The 16,233-nt window shown below is 68.8% G+C and carries 15 protein-coding genes; 4 read left to right on the top strand and 11 right to left on the bottom strand.

Translation table 11 applies throughout. The features are described 5' to 3' along the window. Positions 1-14: 14 nt before the first annotated feature. From KAK03_RS10690 to guaB, 6 genes are all read right to left on the bottom strand, one after another. The gene (locus KAK03_RS10690; RefSeq protein ID WP_375140977.1) at positions 15-2,201 is read right to left on the bottom strand and encodes an ABC transporter substrate-binding protein; all 2,187 of its coding nucleotides are present in this window, start codon (positions 2,199-2,201) and stop codon (positions 15-17) included. Positions 2,202-2,510: 309 nt separating this feature from the next. Then, positions 2,511-3,401, bottom strand: a complete 891-nt coding sequence (locus KAK03_RS10685) for an LD-carboxypeptidase (protein WP_210853939.1) — start codon at positions 3,399-3,401, stop codon at positions 2,511-2,513. Beyond that, positions 3,398-3,973 carry a tRNA adenosine(34) deaminase TadA gene (gene tadA / locus KAK03_RS10680; RefSeq protein WP_210853938.1) on the bottom strand — a complete coding sequence of 192 codons (576 nt, stop codon included), beginning with the start codon at positions 3,971-3,973 and terminating at the stop codon, positions 3,398-3,400. The genes KAK03_RS10685 and tadA overlap by 4 nt, the downstream gene beginning before the upstream one ends. 264 nt (positions 3,974-4,237) lie before the next feature. Continuing rightward, entirely contained in the window at positions 4,238-5,842 is a 1,605-nt protein-coding gene (gene guaA, locus KAK03_RS10675) for a glutamine-hydrolyzing GMP synthase (RefSeq protein ID WP_210853937.1), read from the bottom strand. Between the two features lie 22 nt (positions 5,843-5,864). Continuing rightward, positions 5,865-7,160, bottom strand: a complete 1,296-nt coding sequence (locus tag KAK03_RS10670; RefSeq protein ID WP_210853936.1) for an MFS transporter — start codon at positions 7,158-7,160, stop codon at positions 5,865-5,867. 61 nt (positions 7,161-7,221) lie between these two features. Next, on the bottom strand, positions 7,222-8,694 hold the full coding sequence (gene guaB, locus KAK03_RS10665; RefSeq protein WP_210853935.1) for an IMP dehydrogenase: 1,473 nt from the start codon (positions 8,692-8,694) through the stop codon (positions 7,222-7,224). 102 nt (positions 8,695-8,796) lie between these two features. On the opposite strand from guaB, the gene KAK03_RS10660 reads away from it, so the two are divergent. Further along, the gene (locus KAK03_RS10660; protein WP_210853934.1) at positions 8,797-9,294 is read left to right on the top strand and encodes a DUF4124 domain-containing protein; all 498 of its coding nucleotides are present in this window, start codon (positions 8,797-8,799) and stop codon (positions 9,292-9,294) included. 50 nt (positions 9,295-9,344) lie between these two features. Here KAK03_RS10660 and KAK03_RS10655 read toward each other — a convergent pair whose 3' ends face one another. Both KAK03_RS10655 and KAK03_RS10650 read right to left on the bottom strand, forming a co-directional pair. After that, the gene (locus tag KAK03_RS10655; protein ID WP_210853933.1) at positions 9,345-9,641 is read right to left on the bottom strand and encodes an RnfH family protein; all 297 of its coding nucleotides are present in this window, start codon (positions 9,639-9,641) and stop codon (positions 9,345-9,347) included. Beyond that, a complete protein-coding gene (locus KAK03_RS10650) occupies positions 9,628-10,074 on the bottom strand; it encodes a type II toxin-antitoxin system RatA family toxin (RefSeq protein ID WP_210853932.1) in 447 nt (148 codons plus the stop codon). Before KAK03_RS10650 ends, KAK03_RS10655 begins: the two co-directional genes overlap by 14 nt. Before the next feature lie 48 nt (positions 10,075-10,122). Here KAK03_RS10650 and smpB point away from each other — a divergent pair, with 48 nt between their 5' ends. Further along, a complete protein-coding gene (gene smpB, locus KAK03_RS10645; protein WP_210853931.1) occupies positions 10,123-10,593 on the top strand; it encodes an SsrA-binding protein SmpB in 471 nt (156 codons plus the stop codon). 76 nt (positions 10,594-10,669) lie between these two features. Next, positions 10,670-11,632: a prolyl aminopeptidase gene (gene pip, locus KAK03_RS10640; protein WP_210853930.1), complete on the top strand. Its 963-nt coding sequence runs from the start codon at positions 10,670-10,672 to the stop codon at positions 11,630-11,632. Here the strand turns inward: pip and KAK03_RS10635 are convergent, their stop codons facing one another. Genes KAK03_RS10635 through phaR form a run of 3 tightly spaced genes read right to left on the bottom strand, consistent with a single transcriptional unit; the run spans position 11,633 to position 14,846 of the window. Further along, a complete protein-coding gene (locus tag KAK03_RS10635) occupies positions 11,633-12,820 on the bottom strand; it encodes a PLP-dependent transferase (protein ID WP_210853929.1) in 1,188 nt (395 codons plus the stop codon). Between the two features lie 9 nt (positions 12,821-12,829). Further along, positions 12,830-14,212, bottom strand: a complete 1,383-nt coding sequence (rimO, locus tag KAK03_RS10630; protein ID WP_210853928.1) for a 30S ribosomal protein S12 methylthiotransferase RimO — start codon at positions 14,210-14,212, stop codon at positions 12,830-12,832. A gap of 46 nt (positions 14,213-14,258) precedes the next feature. Further along, entirely contained in the window at positions 14,259-14,846 is a 588-nt protein-coding gene (phaR, locus tag KAK03_RS10625) for a polyhydroxyalkanoate synthesis repressor PhaR (RefSeq protein WP_210853927.1), read from the bottom strand. Positions 14,847-15,057: 211 nt separating this feature from the next. Here phaR and KAK03_RS10620 point away from each other — a divergent pair, with 211 nt between their 5' ends. Further along, positions 15,058-16,227, top strand: coding sequence for an HD-GYP domain-containing protein (locus KAK03_RS10620; RefSeq protein ID WP_210853926.1), 1,170 nt, complete (start codon positions 15,058-15,060; stop codon positions 16,225-16,227). Positions 16,228-16,233 lie beyond the last annotated feature (6 nt).

Raw genomic sequence — 16,233 nt, 5'->3', positions numbered from 1 at the left:
TGTGCTCTCGTCGATCAGGCCAGGACTTCGCCGCGGGCGTTGGTGCGCTCGCGCTTGCGCAGCGCGCGCCGCGCCACCACCACGCCCGCCACGACGACGGCCAGCAGCGCCAGCAGCGGCCACCAGACCGGACGGTTCCAGCGCGCCACGGCCTCGGCACGCTGCTGGGCATCCAGGCGCAGGTAGCGGCCGTGGTCGCGGATCAGGATGGCCGGCTTGGAGTTCTTGATCCAGCCGTGCACCGCCGCCGACGCGTAGGGGTAGAAGCCGAAGCTCCAGGGCGCGTCGTCCTGCAGGATGCGCACCATGCGGTCGATCAGGGCCTGCTTGGCGGGGCCGTCGTCCATGGTCTTGAGCTGGGCGAACAGCTTGTCGTACTCTGGGTTCTGGTAGTTCGAGGTGTTCTCGCCGTCGGACACGCTCTTCGAGTTCGGGCCGTAGAGCAGGAACAGGAAGTTCTCGGCGTCCGGGTAATCGGCGTTCCAGCCCAGCCAGAAGACCTGGTGCTTGCCCTTGCGGACCTTGTCCTGGAACTGGTTGTTGTCGGTGGCGCGCACCTCCAGCTGGATGCCCAGCTTGGCGAACTGCTTGACCACCCAATCGATCTCGGGCTTGCGCTCCGGCGTGGCCGGCGCGTAGTAGTCGTAGTTGATGACCAGTGGCTTGCCGCTGCTGGCCTCGCGGCCGTCGGGGTAGCCGGCCTCGACCATCAGCTTCTTCGCGTCCTCGATCGTGCGGCGCACGTACTGGCCGTCGACCAGCTTGTGGGTCACCGGATTGACGCCCTCGGGCTGGCCCTCGCGCGAGCCGGGGATGCCCTGGGGCAGCGGGCTCATCGCGGTCAGGCCGGCCTTCTTCGGGAAGATCTTCGAGTACTCCTCCCAGTCGATCGCGATGGAGATCGCCTGGCGCAGCTTGCGGTTGCGCTCGCGCAGCTGCGGCGTGTCGCCATAGCCGATCACCGGGTCGATCATGTTGAAGCCGATGATGTAGCTGTTGACGTCGCTGTACTGGCCGAAGTCGAAACCCTTGGCGGTGTAGTCGGCACGGACCTCGTCGGAGTCGTCCATCTCGACCAGGTAGGCCTTGCCGGTGTCGGTGCGCTCGAAGACCTCGAGGTCGTAGTAGCCGTCGCGGAACTTGTTCTTCTGGGGCGTGGCCTCGCGCTCCACGGTGGCGACGATGGTGTCGATGAAGGGCGTGGGCTTGCCGCAGTCGGCCAGCAGGCCCTTGGCCTTGTCCTCGTCGGTGCCCTCGCACGGGTAGGGCACGCCGCGGTAGTTCGGATTGCGCTGCATCGTGATGCGGCGGTCCTTGACGTACTCGGTGACCATGTAGGGGCCGGTGCCCACCGGCCACATGTCCAGCGTCAGGCCGCGCGCGGCCATGCCCGGCTGGGCGTAGAACGCATCGGCCTCCCAGGGGATGGGAGCCGTGAAGGTCATCTGCATCCAGTACTTCCACTGCGGGTACTTGCCATGCAGGCGGATGCGCAGCAGGTGCTTCTCGGGCGCGGTGGCGCCGGCCAGCGGCCAGCGGCGGAAGTCCAGGAAGGGCTTGTCGAGGCTGGCCGGGTCAGTGCCGGCGCGCAGCTTCTTGTCCTCGGCCTTGACCAGGTCACCGTATTCCTTCAGGCCGACCACGTACTCCGAGAAGATGCCGAAGATGGGCGTGGTGATGCGGGTCGTGGCGTGGCGCTTGAGCGCATAGACGAAGTCTTCGGCCACCAGTTCGCGGGTGCCGGTGTGCTCGAAGTCCATCACCGAGCGCCGCTCCCCGATGTCGCCCGGCTTCATCGCGTGGTAGCGGTAGTTGCCACGCTCGTCCTTGGCAAAGGCCGGGTGCGGCTGGAACAGGATGCCCTTGCGGATCGGCACCTCGTAGACGCTCTCGGCGACCTGCTCGCCCGGGGCGTCTTCGTCCAGTTCCTTGCCGCTCTTGTCGTAATAGCGCGGCTTGACGACCTGCTCGGCCGACTTGGGCACCAGCTCGAACGGGCGCTTCAGGTAGTGGTAGCCGTAGGGCGGCTCGTAGACCTGGTAGGTGACCAGGGTGTCGTTCGACCAGTACGAGGCGGTGGGGTCCAGGTGCCGCGGGGTGTTCTCGATCATCGCCGAGTGGATGACGTTGCGGCTGGCTTCGCCACGCACCCACGGGCTGTTGTCGCAGCCCGCCAGACCCAGCAGCGCAGCCAGCCCCATCGCGGGTGCCCAAAGCGCCCGGACACGGCGCAACGCCGTGAACACACCGACCATGCGGAGTACCCCCATACGGCACCGTTGCGGCCACGGATAAGGCCATCGACGGCGGAACAAAAGAAAAGCGCCTTCCACAACCCCTGCTTGTAGCGAAGGCCGGGCCAGGCGATAGCGGCAGATTCTATGCGGCCGGCAGGAGGCGAAACTAAGGGTTTACTCAGCCGTCATAGGGGGTTAACCCCAAAACGCACCACTCAATGCACCACGGAGCGTCGAAATGACGCCTTATGGTGCCTGGCAGGTGTCAGAGTCTCACCAGCCAAGCAGGACATTGCGTCCTTCGACCAGCAACTGGGCCCGCTGACCGAAGGGCATGCAGATCTTGGTGGGCACATGGCCGAAGGGCACACCGGTCAGGATCGGCGTGTCGCAGTGGCTGCGCACGCAGGCGATGGCACTCTTGAGCGAATAGCCATGGTCCATCGGTGAGGGCCGCCAATCGGAGAAGGCGCCCAGCAGCACCGCCTTCTGCGCCGCCAGCAAGCCGGCCTGGTGCAATTGCAGCAGCATGCGCTCCACCCGGTAGGGGTGCTCGGCCACGTCCTCGAGGAACAGGATGCCGCCCTTGACCCGGGGCCAGTGCGGCGTGCCCAGCAGGCTGCACAGCACCGTCAGGTTGCCACCCCACAGCAGGCCCTTGGCCTGCAGACCGTCGAAGCCGGCCTCGGTGCGAAAGCCCACCGCCTCCAGCTCACCCGACATCGCCTCGCAGAAGCAGTCGGGCGTGATCTCGTCCAAGGTGTCGCGGCCGAAGTCATCGGCGGCCATCGGCCCGCACCAGCTGGCCGCACCGGTGTGCGCCAGCAGGCCCATCTGCAGTGCGGTCAGGTCGCTGTAGCCCACCCAGCGGGTGCCCTGCTCCACGCTGCGGGCCAGCAGCGCCCAGTCGATGCAGTCCAGCAGCCGGGTGATGCCGTAGCCACCACGACCGGGCATGGCGATCGACGGCGCCGCGGCCGCCACGCGGTGGATCGCAGCCAGCCGCGTCTCGTCGTCGCCCGCAAAGCGCTGACGCCGGGCCAGCAGCGACTCATCGCGCGACACGTTGAAGCCCAGCGCCTTGAGCCGCTTGACGGCCAGGCTCATCGTGGCCGCGCGGGGCAGCAGGCCGGAGGGGCTGTACAGGATCAGCGAGTCGCTCATGTCGGACCGGTGAGGTGGGGTGGCAAGGCGGGCAGCTCGGCAGCGTCGCCCGTGGGGATGGCCTCGGTCGATGCCGCCGCGCGCTGTTGGCGCTGCTGGGCACGCCGTTCGGCGAAGAAATCGCGCAGCAGCTGGCCGCAGGCATCGGCCAGCAAACCGCCCTGCACGACCGTGTGGTGGTTGAGCTGGCGCTGGGCGAACAGGTCCACCACGCCGCCGGCCGCGCCAGTCTTGGGGTCGGGGGCACCGAACACCACGCGCTTGAAGCGCGCGTGCATCAGCGCCATCGCGCACATCGCGCAGGGCTCCAGCGTGACGAACAGCTCGCACTCGGGCAGTCGGTAGTTCTCCAGCAGCTGCGCGGCGTGGCGCAGCGCCACCAGCTCGGCGTGCGCGGTGGGATCGTGGGTGGTGATCGGCCGGTTGTAGCCGGTGGCGATGACCTGGCCGTCGCGCAGGATCACCGCGCCCACCGGCACCTCACCGACCAGCCAGGCGTTCTGCGCCTGGTCGAGCGCAATGCGCATCGCGTGCTCGTCGGCGGGGGTGAAGACGGGGGGCGCGTCGCTCATCGTGGTTCGATTATCGGCTGGCGCACTGCACCGGCCCACCTCGCCGCCTGCATGCGGCTCGGAGTGATGAGGCGAGAGAGAGTCCGCAGGGACTCTCTCTCGTCCGCATCGGCCCACCTCGCCGCCTGCATGCGGCTCGGAGTGATGAGGCGAGAGAGAGTCCGCAGGGACTGTCTTTCGTCCGCATCGGCCCACCTCGCCGCTTGCAAGCGGCTCGGAGTGATGAGGCGAGGAAGAGTCCGCAGGGACTCTTCCTCGTCCACATCACTCCCATTCGATCGTTGCTGGGGGTTTGCTGGAGACGTCGTAGGTCACGCGGTTGATGCCGCGCACCTCGTTGATGATGCGGCTGGAGACCTTCTTCAGCAGGCTGTAGGGCAGCTCGGCCCAGTCGGCGGTCATGAAGTCGCTGGTCTGCACGGCGCGCAGCGCCACCACGTAGTCATAGGTGCGGCCGTCGCCCATCACGCCCACGCTCTTGACCGGCAGGAAGACGGTGAAGGCCTGGCTGGTCAGGTCGTACCAGCTCTTGCCGCTGTGCGGATCGATGGCGGCGCGCAGCTCCTCGATGAAGATGGCGTCGGCACGGCGCAGCAGGTCGGCATAGTCCTTCTTCACCTCGCCCAGGATGCGCACGCCCAGGCCGGGGCCGGGGAAGGGATGGCGGTAGACCATGTCGTGCGGCAGGCCCAGCGCCACGCCCAGCTCGCGCACCTCGTCCTTGAACAATTCGCGCAGCGGCTCCAGCAGCTTCAGGCCCAGCTGCTCGGGCAAGCCACCGACGTTGTGGTGGCTCTTGATGGTGGTGGCCTTCTTGGTCTTGGTGCCGCCGCTCTCCACCACATCGGGGTAGATCGTGCCCTGGGCCAGGAAGGTGGCGCCTTTGTGGCCGCCGTCACCCGCCTTGAGCTTGGCGGCCTCGGCCTTGAAGACGTCGACGAACAGGCCGCCGATGATCTTGCGCTTCTTCTCGGGGTCGGTGACGCCGGCGAGCTGCCCCAGGAACAGATCGGCCGCATCCACGCGGATCACCTTGGCATGCAAGCGGCCGGCGAACATCTCCATCACCATGTCGCCCTCGTTCAGGCGCAGCAGGCCATGGTCGACGAAGACGCAGGTCAGCTGGTCGCCGATCGCGCGGTGGATCAGCGCCGCAGCCACCGAGCTGTCGACGCCGCCGGACAGGCCCAGGATCACCTCCTCGTCGCCCACCTGCTCGCGGATGCGGGCCACCGCTTCCTCGATGTAGTTGCCCATGATCCAGTCGCCGGCGCAGCCGCAGATGCCCCGCACGAAGCGGCCCAGCATCTCGGCGCCCTGCAGCGTGTGGGTCACCTCGGGGTGGAACTGCACCGCGTAGTAGCGCTTGTCCTCGTTGGCCATGCCGGCGATCGGGCAACTGGGCGTGCTGGCCATCAGCTTGAAGCCCGGCGGCAGCGCGGTGACCTTGTCGCCATGGCTCATCCAGACCTTGAGCATGCCGTGGCCCTCAGGCGTGGCGAAGTCCTGGATGCCCCGAAGCAGCTCGGTGTGGCCATGGGCGCGCACCTCGGCGTAGCCGAACTCGCGGGTGTCGGACCAGCTGACCTCGCCCCCCAGTTGCACCGCCATGGTCTGCATGCCGTAGCAGATGCCCAGCACCGGCACGCCCAGGTCCCACACCGCCTGCGGGGCGCGCAGCTGATGGTCCTCATAGGTGCTGGCGTGGCTGCCGCTGAGGATGATGCCCTTGGGCGAGAACTCGCGGATGAAGGCGTCGCTGACGTCGTTGGGATGGATCTCGCAATAGACATGCGCCTCGCGCACCCGGCGCGCGATCAGCTGGGTGACTTGCGAGCCGAAATCGAGGATCAGGATCTTGTCGTGCATGGGCAGGTCCGGACGGAGTGGATCAGGTGGCTGCGCCAGAGGCCGGCGCAGCAGCAGGTTCAGAAGACGGGGCCAGCGGCGCCGGATGGCGGCGGAAGTGCCGCAACGCCAGCACGGTGGCCACGGCCTGCAGCGCGGAACACAGGTAGAACGGCGCGCCGATGCGCCAGTCACCACGCGGCAGGTGCGAGGCAAAGCCCAGCAGCGAGGCACCCAGCACCGGCGCGAACACCGCGGTCAGGCTGTTGAGCGACGCCACGGCACCCATCACCCGGCCCTGTTCGTGGTCACCGGCGGCGTTGGACACCAGGGTCTGGATGGCGGTGGCTGCCATGAAGCCGAAGACGTTCAGGCCGATCACGGCGTACATCATCCAGCCCTCGGTGGCGGCGCCCCACAGCAGGTAGCAGCCTGCCGAGGACACCAGACCGAGGATGGCGATGCGCTGTGCCGACATCCGCTGCAGCGCCACCCGGATCAGGCCGCCTTGCACCAGCACCGACATCACGCCCACCGCGAACAGCGACCAGCCGTTCTCCTTCGGGCCCCAGCCGAACTTGAAGCTGGTGTAGAGCACCCAGGTGGTGTGCATCACGAACTGCGCCAGGCTGGCCAGGCCGATCACCGCCACCAGCATGCCCACGCCCTGCAGGTCGGACAGGCGCCTGAGCGACGACACCGGGTTGGCCTTGCGCCAGTCGATCGGCGTGCGCCGATGCGGCGGCAGCGATTCCGGCAGCACCAGGATGCCGTACAGCGCATTGACGATGGCCAGGCCGCCCGCCACGAAGAAGGGCAGGTGCAGGTCGATCGAGCCCAGCAGGCCGCCCATCACCGGACCCAGCACGAAGCCCATGCCGAACATCGCACCCAGCAGGCCGAAGCGCTTGGCGCGCTGCTCGGGCGTGGAGATGTCGGCCACATAGGCATTGGCCACCGCCGCGTTGGCCTGCAGCGCACCGCTGACCAGACGCACCGCCACCAGCATCCACAGCGCGGTGGCCAGCCCGGTGACGAAAAAGCTCAGCGCCAGGCCCGAGAAGCCCAGCAGCAGCACCGGCCGACGACCGTAATGGTCAGACAGCGCGCCCAGCACCGGCGAGCCGAAGAAGTTGGCGATACCGAAGGCGAAGGTCACCACGCCGTACCAGAACGCATGCTGGGTCTGGTCGGCGGTGAAGCTGCCCACCAGCGGCGGCAGCACTGGAATGATCAGACCGATCGCCACCATGTCGATCAGCACCGTCAGCATGATGAAGGGCATCGCCGGCTCGCGGCGGCGGGTGCTGGCGTCGGCTGGGGCGCTGGAATCGGTCATCGAGGGCTCTGAAAGACGGCGCCCGGACGGTGCCGGGCGCTGTGCGGTGCGGTGGAGGGGGTCACTCCATCCGGTAGTTCGGGGCTTCCTTGGTGATCTGCACGTCGTGCACGTGGCTCTCGCGGATGCCCGCGGCGGTGATCTCGACGAACTCGGCGCGCTCGCGCATCTCGTCGATCGTTGCGCAGCCGCAGTAGCCCATCGAGGCCCGCAGGCCGCCGGCCATCTGGTAGACGATCGAGATCATCGAACCCTTGTACGGCACCCGACCCTCGATGCCCTCGGGCACCAGCTTGTCGGCGTTCGGGTTGGCGGACTCGTCGTTTTCCTGGAAGTAGCGGTCGGCCGAGCCGGCCTTCATCGCCCCGATCGAGCCCATGCCGCGGTAGCCCTTGTAGCTGCGGCCCTGGTAGAGGAAGACCTCACCCGGCGATTCCTCGGTACCGGCAAACATGCCGCCCATCATCACCGAGCTGGCGCCGGCGGCGATGGCCTTGGCGATGTCGCCCGAGTAGCGGATGCCGCCATCGGCGATCAGCGGCACACCGGTGCCGCGCAGCGCGGTGGCGACGTTGTCGATCGCGGTGATCTGCGGCACGCCGACGCCGGCGACGATGCGGGTGGTGCAGATCGAGCCCGGGCCGATGCCGACCTTGACGCCGTCGGCGCCCGCCTCGACCAGCGCCAGCGCAGCGGCGCCGGTGGCGATGTTGCCGCCGATCACATCGACCTGCGGGAAGTTCTTCTTGACCCAACGCACGCGCTCGATCACGCCGGCCGAGTGGCCATGGGCGGTGTCGACGATCAGCGCATCGACGCCGGCCTTGACCAGCAGTTCGACCCGCTCCTCGGTGCCCTCGCCCACGCCCACCGCGGCGCCGACGCGCAGCTTGCCGTGGGCGTCACGGGCGGCGTTGGGGAAGCTGGTCTGCTTGGTGATGTCCTTCACCGTGAACAGACCGCGCAGCTCGAAGGCGTCATTGACCACCAGCACGCGCTCGAGCTTGTGCTGGTGCATCAGTGCCTTGGCCTCGGACAGCGCAGCGCCTTCGCGCACCGTGATCAGGCGCTCGCGCGGGGTCATGATGTCGCGCACCGGGGCGTCCAGGCGCGTCTCGAAGCGCAGGTCGCGGCCGGTGACGATGCCCACCACCTGGCCTTCTTCCACCACCGGAAAGCCCGAGATGCCGTGCTGGCGCGACAGCTCGATCACATCCCGCACCCGGGCGCCGGGGGCGATGGTGATCGGGTCCTTCAGCAGGCCCGATTCATAGCGCTTGACGCGCGCAACCTCGGCCGCCTGCTGCTTGGGCGTGAGGTTCTTGTGGACGATGCCGATGCCACCTTCCTGGGCGATGGCGATCGCCAGGCGGGCTTCTGTCACAGTGTCCATCGCGGCGGACACGAGCGGCAGGTTCAGCTGGATATTGCGCGACAGACGGGTCGCAAGCGAGGTGTCGCGGGGCAACACCTGGGAGAACGCAGGCACCAACAACACATCGTCGAAGGTGAGCGCTTTGCCAAGAAGGCGCATGGGTCGGGCTCCAGACGCAAAAGCGGATTATACGGACCGTTGCATGCTGTGCGCCCGGCCGCCTTACACTGCGACCACAACAGCCCCTTTTCCAGCACCGCCATGCGTCGCTCCACTGCCCTGCTCGCCCTCGCCTGTCTGGCCCTGCTGCCGGTGGTCGGCTCCGCCCAGGCGATCTGGAAATGGAAGGACGCCAACGGCACGCTGCAGGTCAGTGACACGCCGCCGCCCACCAGCGTGCCCGACTCGGCCATCCTCAGCCGGCCGGGTGGCCGCTCGGCCGAGATCGTCGTTGGCGGCACGGCAGACGCGCCGGCCTCCACGCCCTCGCGCAGCGACAGCGCGCTCGAAGCCCGCAAGCGCGAACAGCAAAGCGGCCAGAAATCCGCTGATGCCGCCCGCGCCGCGGCCGCCAAGGAGCGCGATCAGGCCCGGCGCGAAGAGAACTGCCGCCAGGCGCGCCAGCAGCAGGCGAACCTGGACAGCGGCATGCGCATGGCGCGGCTGAACGACAAGGGCGAACGCGAATTCCTCGATGACGCCGCCCGTGCGGCCGAGGCCGAGCGGGTGCGCCAGCGCATCCAGCAGGCCTGCAACTGAGCGTCGGCGCCGCCCACACCGGGCTTTGGCGCTGCCAGGTTGGCGGCCGATCAGGCCTTGGCCTTGCGGTAGCGTTGCCGGCGCGCTTCCTTCGGGTCGACCTTCAGCGCTCGCCAGACTTCCACCCGGTCGTGCTCGCGCAGCACGGTGTCGCGCGCACGGGCCTTGGCCCAGATGCCCACCTGGAGTGATGCGCCGGCGTCGCTGTCGACCATCTCCAGCAGACCCGCCGCGCGCAGCGCATCGTCCAGCGTGCTGCCCACCGGCAGGCTCAGGGACCAGCTGCACACCTCACGCGGCTGCGGGCTCCAGCTCACCAGCACCTGGATCGTCTCAGCGTTCGCCATAGACCTGCTCCGCACGTTTGACGAAGGCGTCGACGAAGGTGTTGGCCACCTTGTCGAACACCGGACTCAGCACCACCTCCAGCGGCCGGCTGGCGAAGGCGTACTGCAGGTCGAACTCGACCTTGCAGGCCGGCGGCTGTCCATTGCCCAGCGGCAGGAAGTCCCAGGTGCCGTCCAGCAGCGAGAACGGGCCGTCGACCAGGCGCATCAGCAACTGGCGGTCGGCGGTGTGATCGTTGCGGGTGGTGAAGGCATGTCGCACCCCGGCGTAGGCCAGGTGGATGCGCGCCGTGTTGCCGCCGTCATGGGTCTCGAGCACCTCGCCACGCTCGCACCAGGGCAGGAACTCGGGATAGCGGGCCACATCGGTCACCAGCGCGAACATCTCGGCCGGCGAGTACCACAGCAGGACAGACTTCTTCACATGCTTCATACAATGCCGGGATTCTAGGGCGCCGCCCTGCCCTGTCCCGACCCCTGCATGTCCGCCCTGATCGCTGAAAACCGCCGCGCCCGATTCGAATACCACATCGAAGAGCAATTCGAAGCCGGCATGGTGCTGGAAGGCTGGGAGGTCAAGGCCATCCGCGCCGGCCAGGTGCAGCTGACCGATGGCTATGTGGTGATCAGGCAGGGCGAGCTCTTCCTGATCGGCTGCCGCATCAATGCGCTGCGCTCGGCCAGCACCCATGTGCACCCCGAGGCCGACCGCACCAAGAAGCTGCTGATGAGCAAGGCCGATATCCGCCGCCTGATCGGCAAGGTCGAGCAGCGCGGCTTCACCCTGGTGCCGCTGAACCTGCACTACAAGGGCGGCCGGGTGAAGGCGCAGATCGCGCTGGCCAAGGGCAAGGCGCAGCACGACAAGCGCGAGACCGAGAAGAAGCGCGACTGGGAGCGGGAAAAGGGGCGGCTGATGAGACACAAAGTCTCATCAGGGCCGAAGGCATGAAGCGCGCAGCGATTCATCGGCCCTTTCTGCACAAGGGGCGCCTGATGCGACACAAGGTCAGCGGACCGTCGGCCTCATGACGCTCGACGAGGTTCTGCACCCAGCCGTCGAACCGCTGCGCCAGGGCCGCCTGGCGGTGGGCGACGGACACGAGCTGCACTGGGAAACCTGCGGCACGGTCGATGGCATTCCGGCGCTGTTTCTGCATGGAGGGCCCGGCGCCGGCACCTCGCCCACCAGCCGTCGCTTCTTCGATGCCCGCCGCTACCACGTCGTGCTGTTCGACCAGCGCGGCGCCGGCCGCTCCACACCACTGGGCGCCACCCACGCCAACACCACGCGGCTGCTGATCGACGACATCGAGCGCCTGCGCACGCTGCTGGGCATCGAGCGCTGGCTGGTCTTTGGCGGGTCCTGGGGCTCGACGCTGGCCCTGGCCTACGCCCAGGCGCACCCGCAGCGCTGCCTGGGCCTGGTGCTGCGCGGCATCTGGCTGGGCAGCCAGGAAGAGATCGACTGGTGGCTGTACGGCATCCGCCAGTTCTACCCGCGCGAATGGGAAGCCTTTGCCGGCCATGTGGACGCGTCCGAACGCCATGACCTGCTGGGCGCCTACCAGCGCCGCCTGACCCACCCCGACCCGGCGGTGCACGCCCCGGCGGCCCGGGCCTGGGCACGCTATGAGGGCAGCTGCCTGCACCTGGTGCCGCAGCCCGCGCAGGCGGACGCCTTCGGTGCCGACGCCATGGCCCTGGGCGTGGGACGCCTGGAGGCGCACTACTTCGCCCACCAGGCCTTCCTGGCACCGAACCAGCTGCTGCAGGGCATGCCGCGCATCGCCCACCTGCCGGGGGTCATCGTGCACGGCCGCTACGACGTGATCTGCCCGCCGCGCTATGCCCACGCCCTCGTCGATGCCTGGCCTGGCGTGAAGCTGCGCATGGTCACCCAGGCCGGGCACAGCTCGACCGAGCCGGGCATCGCCGCTGAACTGGTGGCGGCCACCGACCGCTTCGCGCAGACCGGTGGCTTCGCCTGATCAGCCCAGCCGGGCCAGGCCGGCGGCCAGGTCGACGATCAGGTCGTCCACCGACTCCAGGCCGATGCACAGGCGCACCAGCACGCCCTCGTAGGGGGTGGGCAGCTCGCGCATGAAGCGGGCCTGGTAGGGCACGGCCAGGCTGACCGGGCCGCCCCAGCTCCAGCCGATGCGGAAGCACTGCAGGCCGTCGACCAGGGCGTTGACCTGCTCCACGCTGTGGCGCGGATCGATCTCCAGTGTCAGCAGGCCGGCGGCCGCGGTGCACAGCCCAGCCCAGTGCGCGTGGCCGGGCGAGCCCGGCAGCGCCGGGTGCAGCACGCGGCGCACCGCGGACTGGCCCTGCGCCCACTCGGCGATGCGCCGCGCCGCCTGGTCCTGCGCGTGGTAGCGCAGCGCCAGGCTGGGCAACGAGCGCAGCAGCGCCTCGGCATCATTGGCGCCCACCCCCAGGCCCAGGCGGCTGTGCGTCCAGGCCAGGCGCTCGTGCAGCGCGTCATCCAGGCAGGCGATCGAGCCCATCAGCACATCGCCACCGCCCGAGGGGTACTTGGTCAGCGCATGGATCGTCAGGTCAACGCCCAGGCCCTCCTCGCCCAGCGCGAAGGGGTTGAAGGCCAGGCCGGCGCCCCAGGTGTTGTCCAGCGCCAGCACGGCCTGCGGCGCACGCTCGCGGCAGCGGCGCACCAGGGCGCGCAGGTCGGGGAATTCCAGCGTCACCGAGCCGGGCGCCTCCAGCCAGACCAGCTTGACGTCCGGCCCCAGCGCGGCGTCCAGCGTGGTCGGGTCCAGGGCGTCGTAGACCCGGTGAGCGATGCCCCAGCGCGCCAGCTCATGGCGCGCCATGTCCCGGCTGGGAAAGTAGACGTTGTCCGGCAGCAGCAGCGCATCGCCGCTGGACAGCAGCGCCTGGTTGACCACGTTCAGCGCCGACAGGCCGCTGGGCGCCAGCAGCACATGGCGGGCGTGCTCCAGCGTGGCCAGGCGCGCCTCCAGCGTGAAGGTGGTGGGCGTGCCGTGCAGGCCGTAGGTGTAGCCGCTCTTGTCCACCCAGCGACGGCTGCGCAGCGCGGCCACGTCGGGAAAGAACACGGTCGAGGCCTTGTGCACGGGCACCACCGGCGACTCGAACTCGGCCGGCGCCACGTAGTCGTGGTGGATCAGGCGGGTGCGGATGTCCTGGCTCATGCGGGCCCCTCAGATCGGCTCGCCGACCAGGTCGTGGCCGTCGACAGCCACGATGCGCGCCCGGGCGAATCCGCCCACCGCCAGCCGGGTCGAGGCCTTGGCGGGCGGCAGCAGGCGCACCGTGCCGTCGATCTCCGGCGCATCGGCATAGCTGCGGCCCACGCCGCCCTTGCGGCCCATTGCCGGCGCGTGGTCGACCAGCACCTGCATCACCTGGCCCACGCGGCGCTGCAGCCGAGCCACCGAGACCTGCTCGGCCACCGCCATGAAGCGGGCGCGGCGTTCCTCGCGCACCGCATCGGGCAAGGCCCCGGGCAGGTCGTTCGCCGTGGCGCCTTCGACCGGCGAATAGGCAAAGCAGCCGGCGCGGTCGATCTGTGCCTCCTGCAGGAAGTCCAGCAGGTGGGCGAATTCGTCCTCGGTCTCGCCCGGGAAGCCGGCGATGAAGGTGGAGCGGATCACGATCTCGGGGCACAGCTCGCGCCAGCGCTGGATGCGCTCCAGGTTGCGCTCGCCGCTGGCCGGGCGCTTCATGCGCCGCAGAACGTCCGGGTGGGCGTGCTGGAAGGGCACGTCCAGGTAGGGCAGCACCAGGCCCTCGGCCATCAGCGGGATGACCTCGTCGACGTGCGGATAGGGGTAGACGTAGTGCAGGCGCACCCAGGCGCCATGCGCGCGGGCCAGCTCGCCCAACTGGGCCACCAGGTCCAGCATGCGCGTCTTGACCGGGGCGCCGTTCCAGAAGCCGGTGCGGTACTTCACGTCCACGCCATAGGCCGAGGTGTCCTGGCTGACCACCAGCAGCTCCTTCACGCCGCCTTCGAACAAGGCCCTGGCCTCGTTCAGCACGTCGCCCACCGGCCGCGAGACCAGGTCGCCGCGCATGCTGGGGATGATGCAGAAGGTGCAGCGGTGGTTGCAGCCCTCGCTGATCTTCAGGTAGGCGTAGTGCTTGGGCGTGAGCTTGATGCCGGCCGCCGGGACCAGGTCCACGAAGGGGTCGTGCGGCTTGGGCACATGCTGGTGCACCGCGTCCATCACCTCCTGCGTGGCATGGGGCCCGGTGACCGCCAGCACCTTGGGGTGCACCTCACGCACCATGTTGCCGCCGTCGGTGCCGGTGCGCGCACCCAGGCAGCCGGTGACGATGACCTTGCCGTTCTCGGCCAGGGCCTCGCCGATCGCGTCCAGGCTTTCCTTGACCGCGTCGTCGATGAAGCCACAAGTGTTGACGATCACCAGGTCGGCACCCTGGTAGGTCTTGCTGGTCTGGTAGCCCTCGGCCGAGAGCTGGGTCAGGATCAGTTCGCTGTCGGTCAGCGCCTTGGGGCAGCCCAGGCTGACGAAGCCGATGGTGGGCGCGGCAGCCGCCGCGTCAGGAAGTGCACTCATGGGCCGGGATTGTCGCAAACCCGCCCTCGCCCGCCCGCGCCAGCGCCTATTTGCGGCTGGACGGCGGCGTGAAGCCCGGGAACAGCGTTGTGCCCGGCTTGCCGATCTGCTCCTGCATCTGCATGAACAGGTTCTTGGATTGCTCCAGGTAATTGCCCATCAGGCCCTGCATCAGCGGTGCCTGGCCGCTCATGAACTGGGCCCACATCTCGGGGGTGAAGGCCTTGGGGTCGTAGAGGCCGCGGGCCTGCTCGCCCAGGCGTGACTGCAGCTCGACGAAGGTCTGCAGGTTCTTTTCCAGGTAAGCGCCCATCATCCCCTGCATCGCGTGGCCGTAGAAGCGGATGATCTGGGCCAGCATGCGCGAGGTGAACATCGGCATGCCGCCGGTCTCTTCCTCCAGGATGATCTGCAGCAGGATGCTGCGGGTCAGGTCCTCGCTGGTCTTGGCGTCGCGCACCTCGAACTCCTGCCCGTCCAGCACCATCTTCTTGACGTCGGCCAGGGTGATGTAGCTGCTGGCGCGCGTGTCGTAGAGACGGCGGTTGGGGTATTTCTTGAGCACCCGGATGCCGTCATGGCCGGCGGGCTCCGACGCTTCGGACACTGGGGGGGCGCGACGGGCTGAGGGCATCGGCAAGGCTCCGGCTGGCATTGTGCAAGTGCACAACGATTCTAGGCCTGGCCGCAGCGCAGCCGCCCACGGGATTGCACTGTCAGGGATGGCCCCTTGCGGTCGGCCCGGTCGGGACTGCGTGTTTTTCGCACCCGCCGTCCCAGCCGGGCGCGCCATGGGCCTCGACTCTGCACTAGCATCCAGTCACACGTCCTTCGCCCGACCTGCCATGTCCGACCCCGCTCCGTCGCGACCCACCCTGCTCGTCGTCGATGACACGCCGGAAAACCTGGCCCTGCTGGGCGGACTGCTGCGCGGCAGCTTCCACGTGCGGGTGGCCAATTCAGGCCTGCGGGCGCTGCAGGTGGCCGCCCGCACGCCGCACCCCGACCTGATCCTGCTCGACGTGATGATGCCGGACATGGATGGCTTCGAGGTGCTGCGTCGCCTGCGGCGACTGCCCGGACTGCGTGAGACGCCGGTCATCTTCGTCACCGCCATGGACGATGACCGCGACGAACTCGCCGGGCTGGAGCTGGGCGCCGTGGACTACATTCCCAAGCCCGTGCGACCGGCGATCCTGCTGGCGCGGGTGCGCACCCAGCTGGAGCTGAAAAGCGCCCGCGACCAGCTCAGCGACCGCAATGCCAGCCTGGAACACGAGATCGCCCGACGCATGCGCGAGAACGAGCAGATCAAGTCGGCCAGCCTGCACGCGCTGGCCATGCTGGCCGAGGCCCGCGACAACGAGACCGGCAACCACCTGCACCGCACCGAAGCCTATGTGCAGGCCCTGCTGGAGCGCCTGCGCCAGTCGCCCCAGCACGCCGACATCGACGACGACTACTGCCTGATGGTGGCCCGTGCCGCGCCGCTGCACGACATCGGCAAGGTCGGGATTCCGGACGCCATCCTGCGCAAGCCCGGCCGGCTGACCGCCTCGGAATTCGAGCAGATGAAGCGCCACGCCGAGATCGGCGCCGAGGCCATCGCCACCGCGATGTCGCGCGCCACGCCGGAACCCGCCGGGCGCCAGACCGAGGCGCTGAGCTCGGGGGCCCTGCGCTTCCTGGAGATCGCCCGCCAGATCGCCGGCGGCCACCACGAGCACTGGGACGGCAGCGGCTACCCGGCCGGCCTGGCCGGCCTGCAGATCCCGCTGCCGGCGCGGCTGATGGCGCTGGCGGACGTCTATGACGCGCTGGGCTGCCGGCGCGTCTACAAGCCGCCGATGCCGCTCGACGAGGTCGAGCAGGTCATCGTGGCCGGCCGGGGTCGGCAGTTCGACCCCGCGGTGGTCGATGCGTTCGTGGCGCAGCGCGACGTGTTCCGCGCCATCGCCCAGCGCTTCGCCGATGACGATCCTGCCCCTGCCCCCCCCATGCAAGGCCCCGCATGAGCCGCC

The sequence above is a fragment of the Ideonella alba genome, from assembly GCF_018069845.1.
GTDB lineage: Bacteria > Pseudomonadota > Gammaproteobacteria > Burkholderiales > Burkholderiaceae_C > Ideonella > Ideonella alba.
Note: the sequence above shows the minus strand (reverse complement) of the source record. Positions and strands in the feature narration are given on the sequence as shown.

Excerpts from the sequence above, each read along its gene's own strand:
- KAK03_RS10690 (WP_375140977.1), bottom strand. The coding sequence starts at position 2,201 with ATGGGGCTGGCTGCGCTGCTGGGTCTGGCGGGCTGCGACAACAGCCCG.
- KAK03_RS10685 (WP_210853939.1), bottom strand. The coding sequence starts at position 3,401 with ATGAGCGACTCGCTGATCCTGTACAGCCCCTCCGGCCTGCTGCCCCGC.
- tadA (WP_210853938.1), bottom strand. The coding sequence starts at position 3,973 with ATGAGCGACGCGCCCCCCGTCTTCACCCCCGCCGACGAGCACGCGATG.
- guaA (WP_210853937.1), bottom strand. The coding sequence starts at position 5,842 with ATGCACGACAAGATCCTGATCCTCGATTTCGGCTCGCAAGTCACCCAG.
- KAK03_RS10670 (WP_210853936.1), bottom strand. The coding sequence starts at position 7,160 with ATGACCGATTCCAGCGCCCCAGCCGACGCCAGCACCCGCCGCCGCGAG.
- guaB (WP_210853935.1), bottom strand. The coding sequence starts at position 8,694 with ATGCGCCTTCTTGGCAAAGCGCTCACCTTCGACGATGTGTTGTTGGTG.
- KAK03_RS10660 (WP_210853934.1), top strand. The coding sequence starts at position 8,797 with ATGCGTCGCTCCACTGCCCTGCTCGCCCTCGCCTGTCTGGCCCTGCTG.
- KAK03_RS10655 (WP_210853933.1), bottom strand. The coding sequence starts at position 9,641 with ATGGCGAACGCTGAGACGATCCAGGTGCTGGTGAGCTGGAGCCCGCAG.
- KAK03_RS10650 (WP_210853932.1), bottom strand. The coding sequence starts at position 10,074 with ATGAAGCATGTGAAGAAGTCTGTCCTGCTGTGGTACTCGCCGGCCGAG.
- smpB (WP_210853931.1), top strand. The coding sequence starts at position 10,123 with ATGTCCGCCCTGATCGCTGAAAACCGCCGCGCCCGATTCGAATACCAC.
- pip (WP_210853930.1), top strand. The coding sequence starts at position 10,670 with ATGACGCTCGACGAGGTTCTGCACCCAGCCGTCGAACCGCTGCGCCAG.
- KAK03_RS10635 (WP_210853929.1), bottom strand. The coding sequence starts at position 12,820 with ATGAGCCAGGACATCCGCACCCGCCTGATCCACCACGACTACGTGGCG.
- rimO (WP_210853928.1), bottom strand. The coding sequence starts at position 14,212 with ATGAGTGCACTTCCTGACGCGGCGGCTGCCGCGCCCACCATCGGCTTC.
- phaR (WP_210853927.1), bottom strand. The coding sequence starts at position 14,846 with ATGCCCTCAGCCCGTCGCGCCCCCCCAGTGTCCGAAGCGTCGGAGCCC.
- KAK03_RS10620 (WP_210853926.1), top strand. The coding sequence starts at position 15,058 with ATGTCCGACCCCGCTCCGTCGCGACCCACCCTGCTCGTCGTCGATGAC.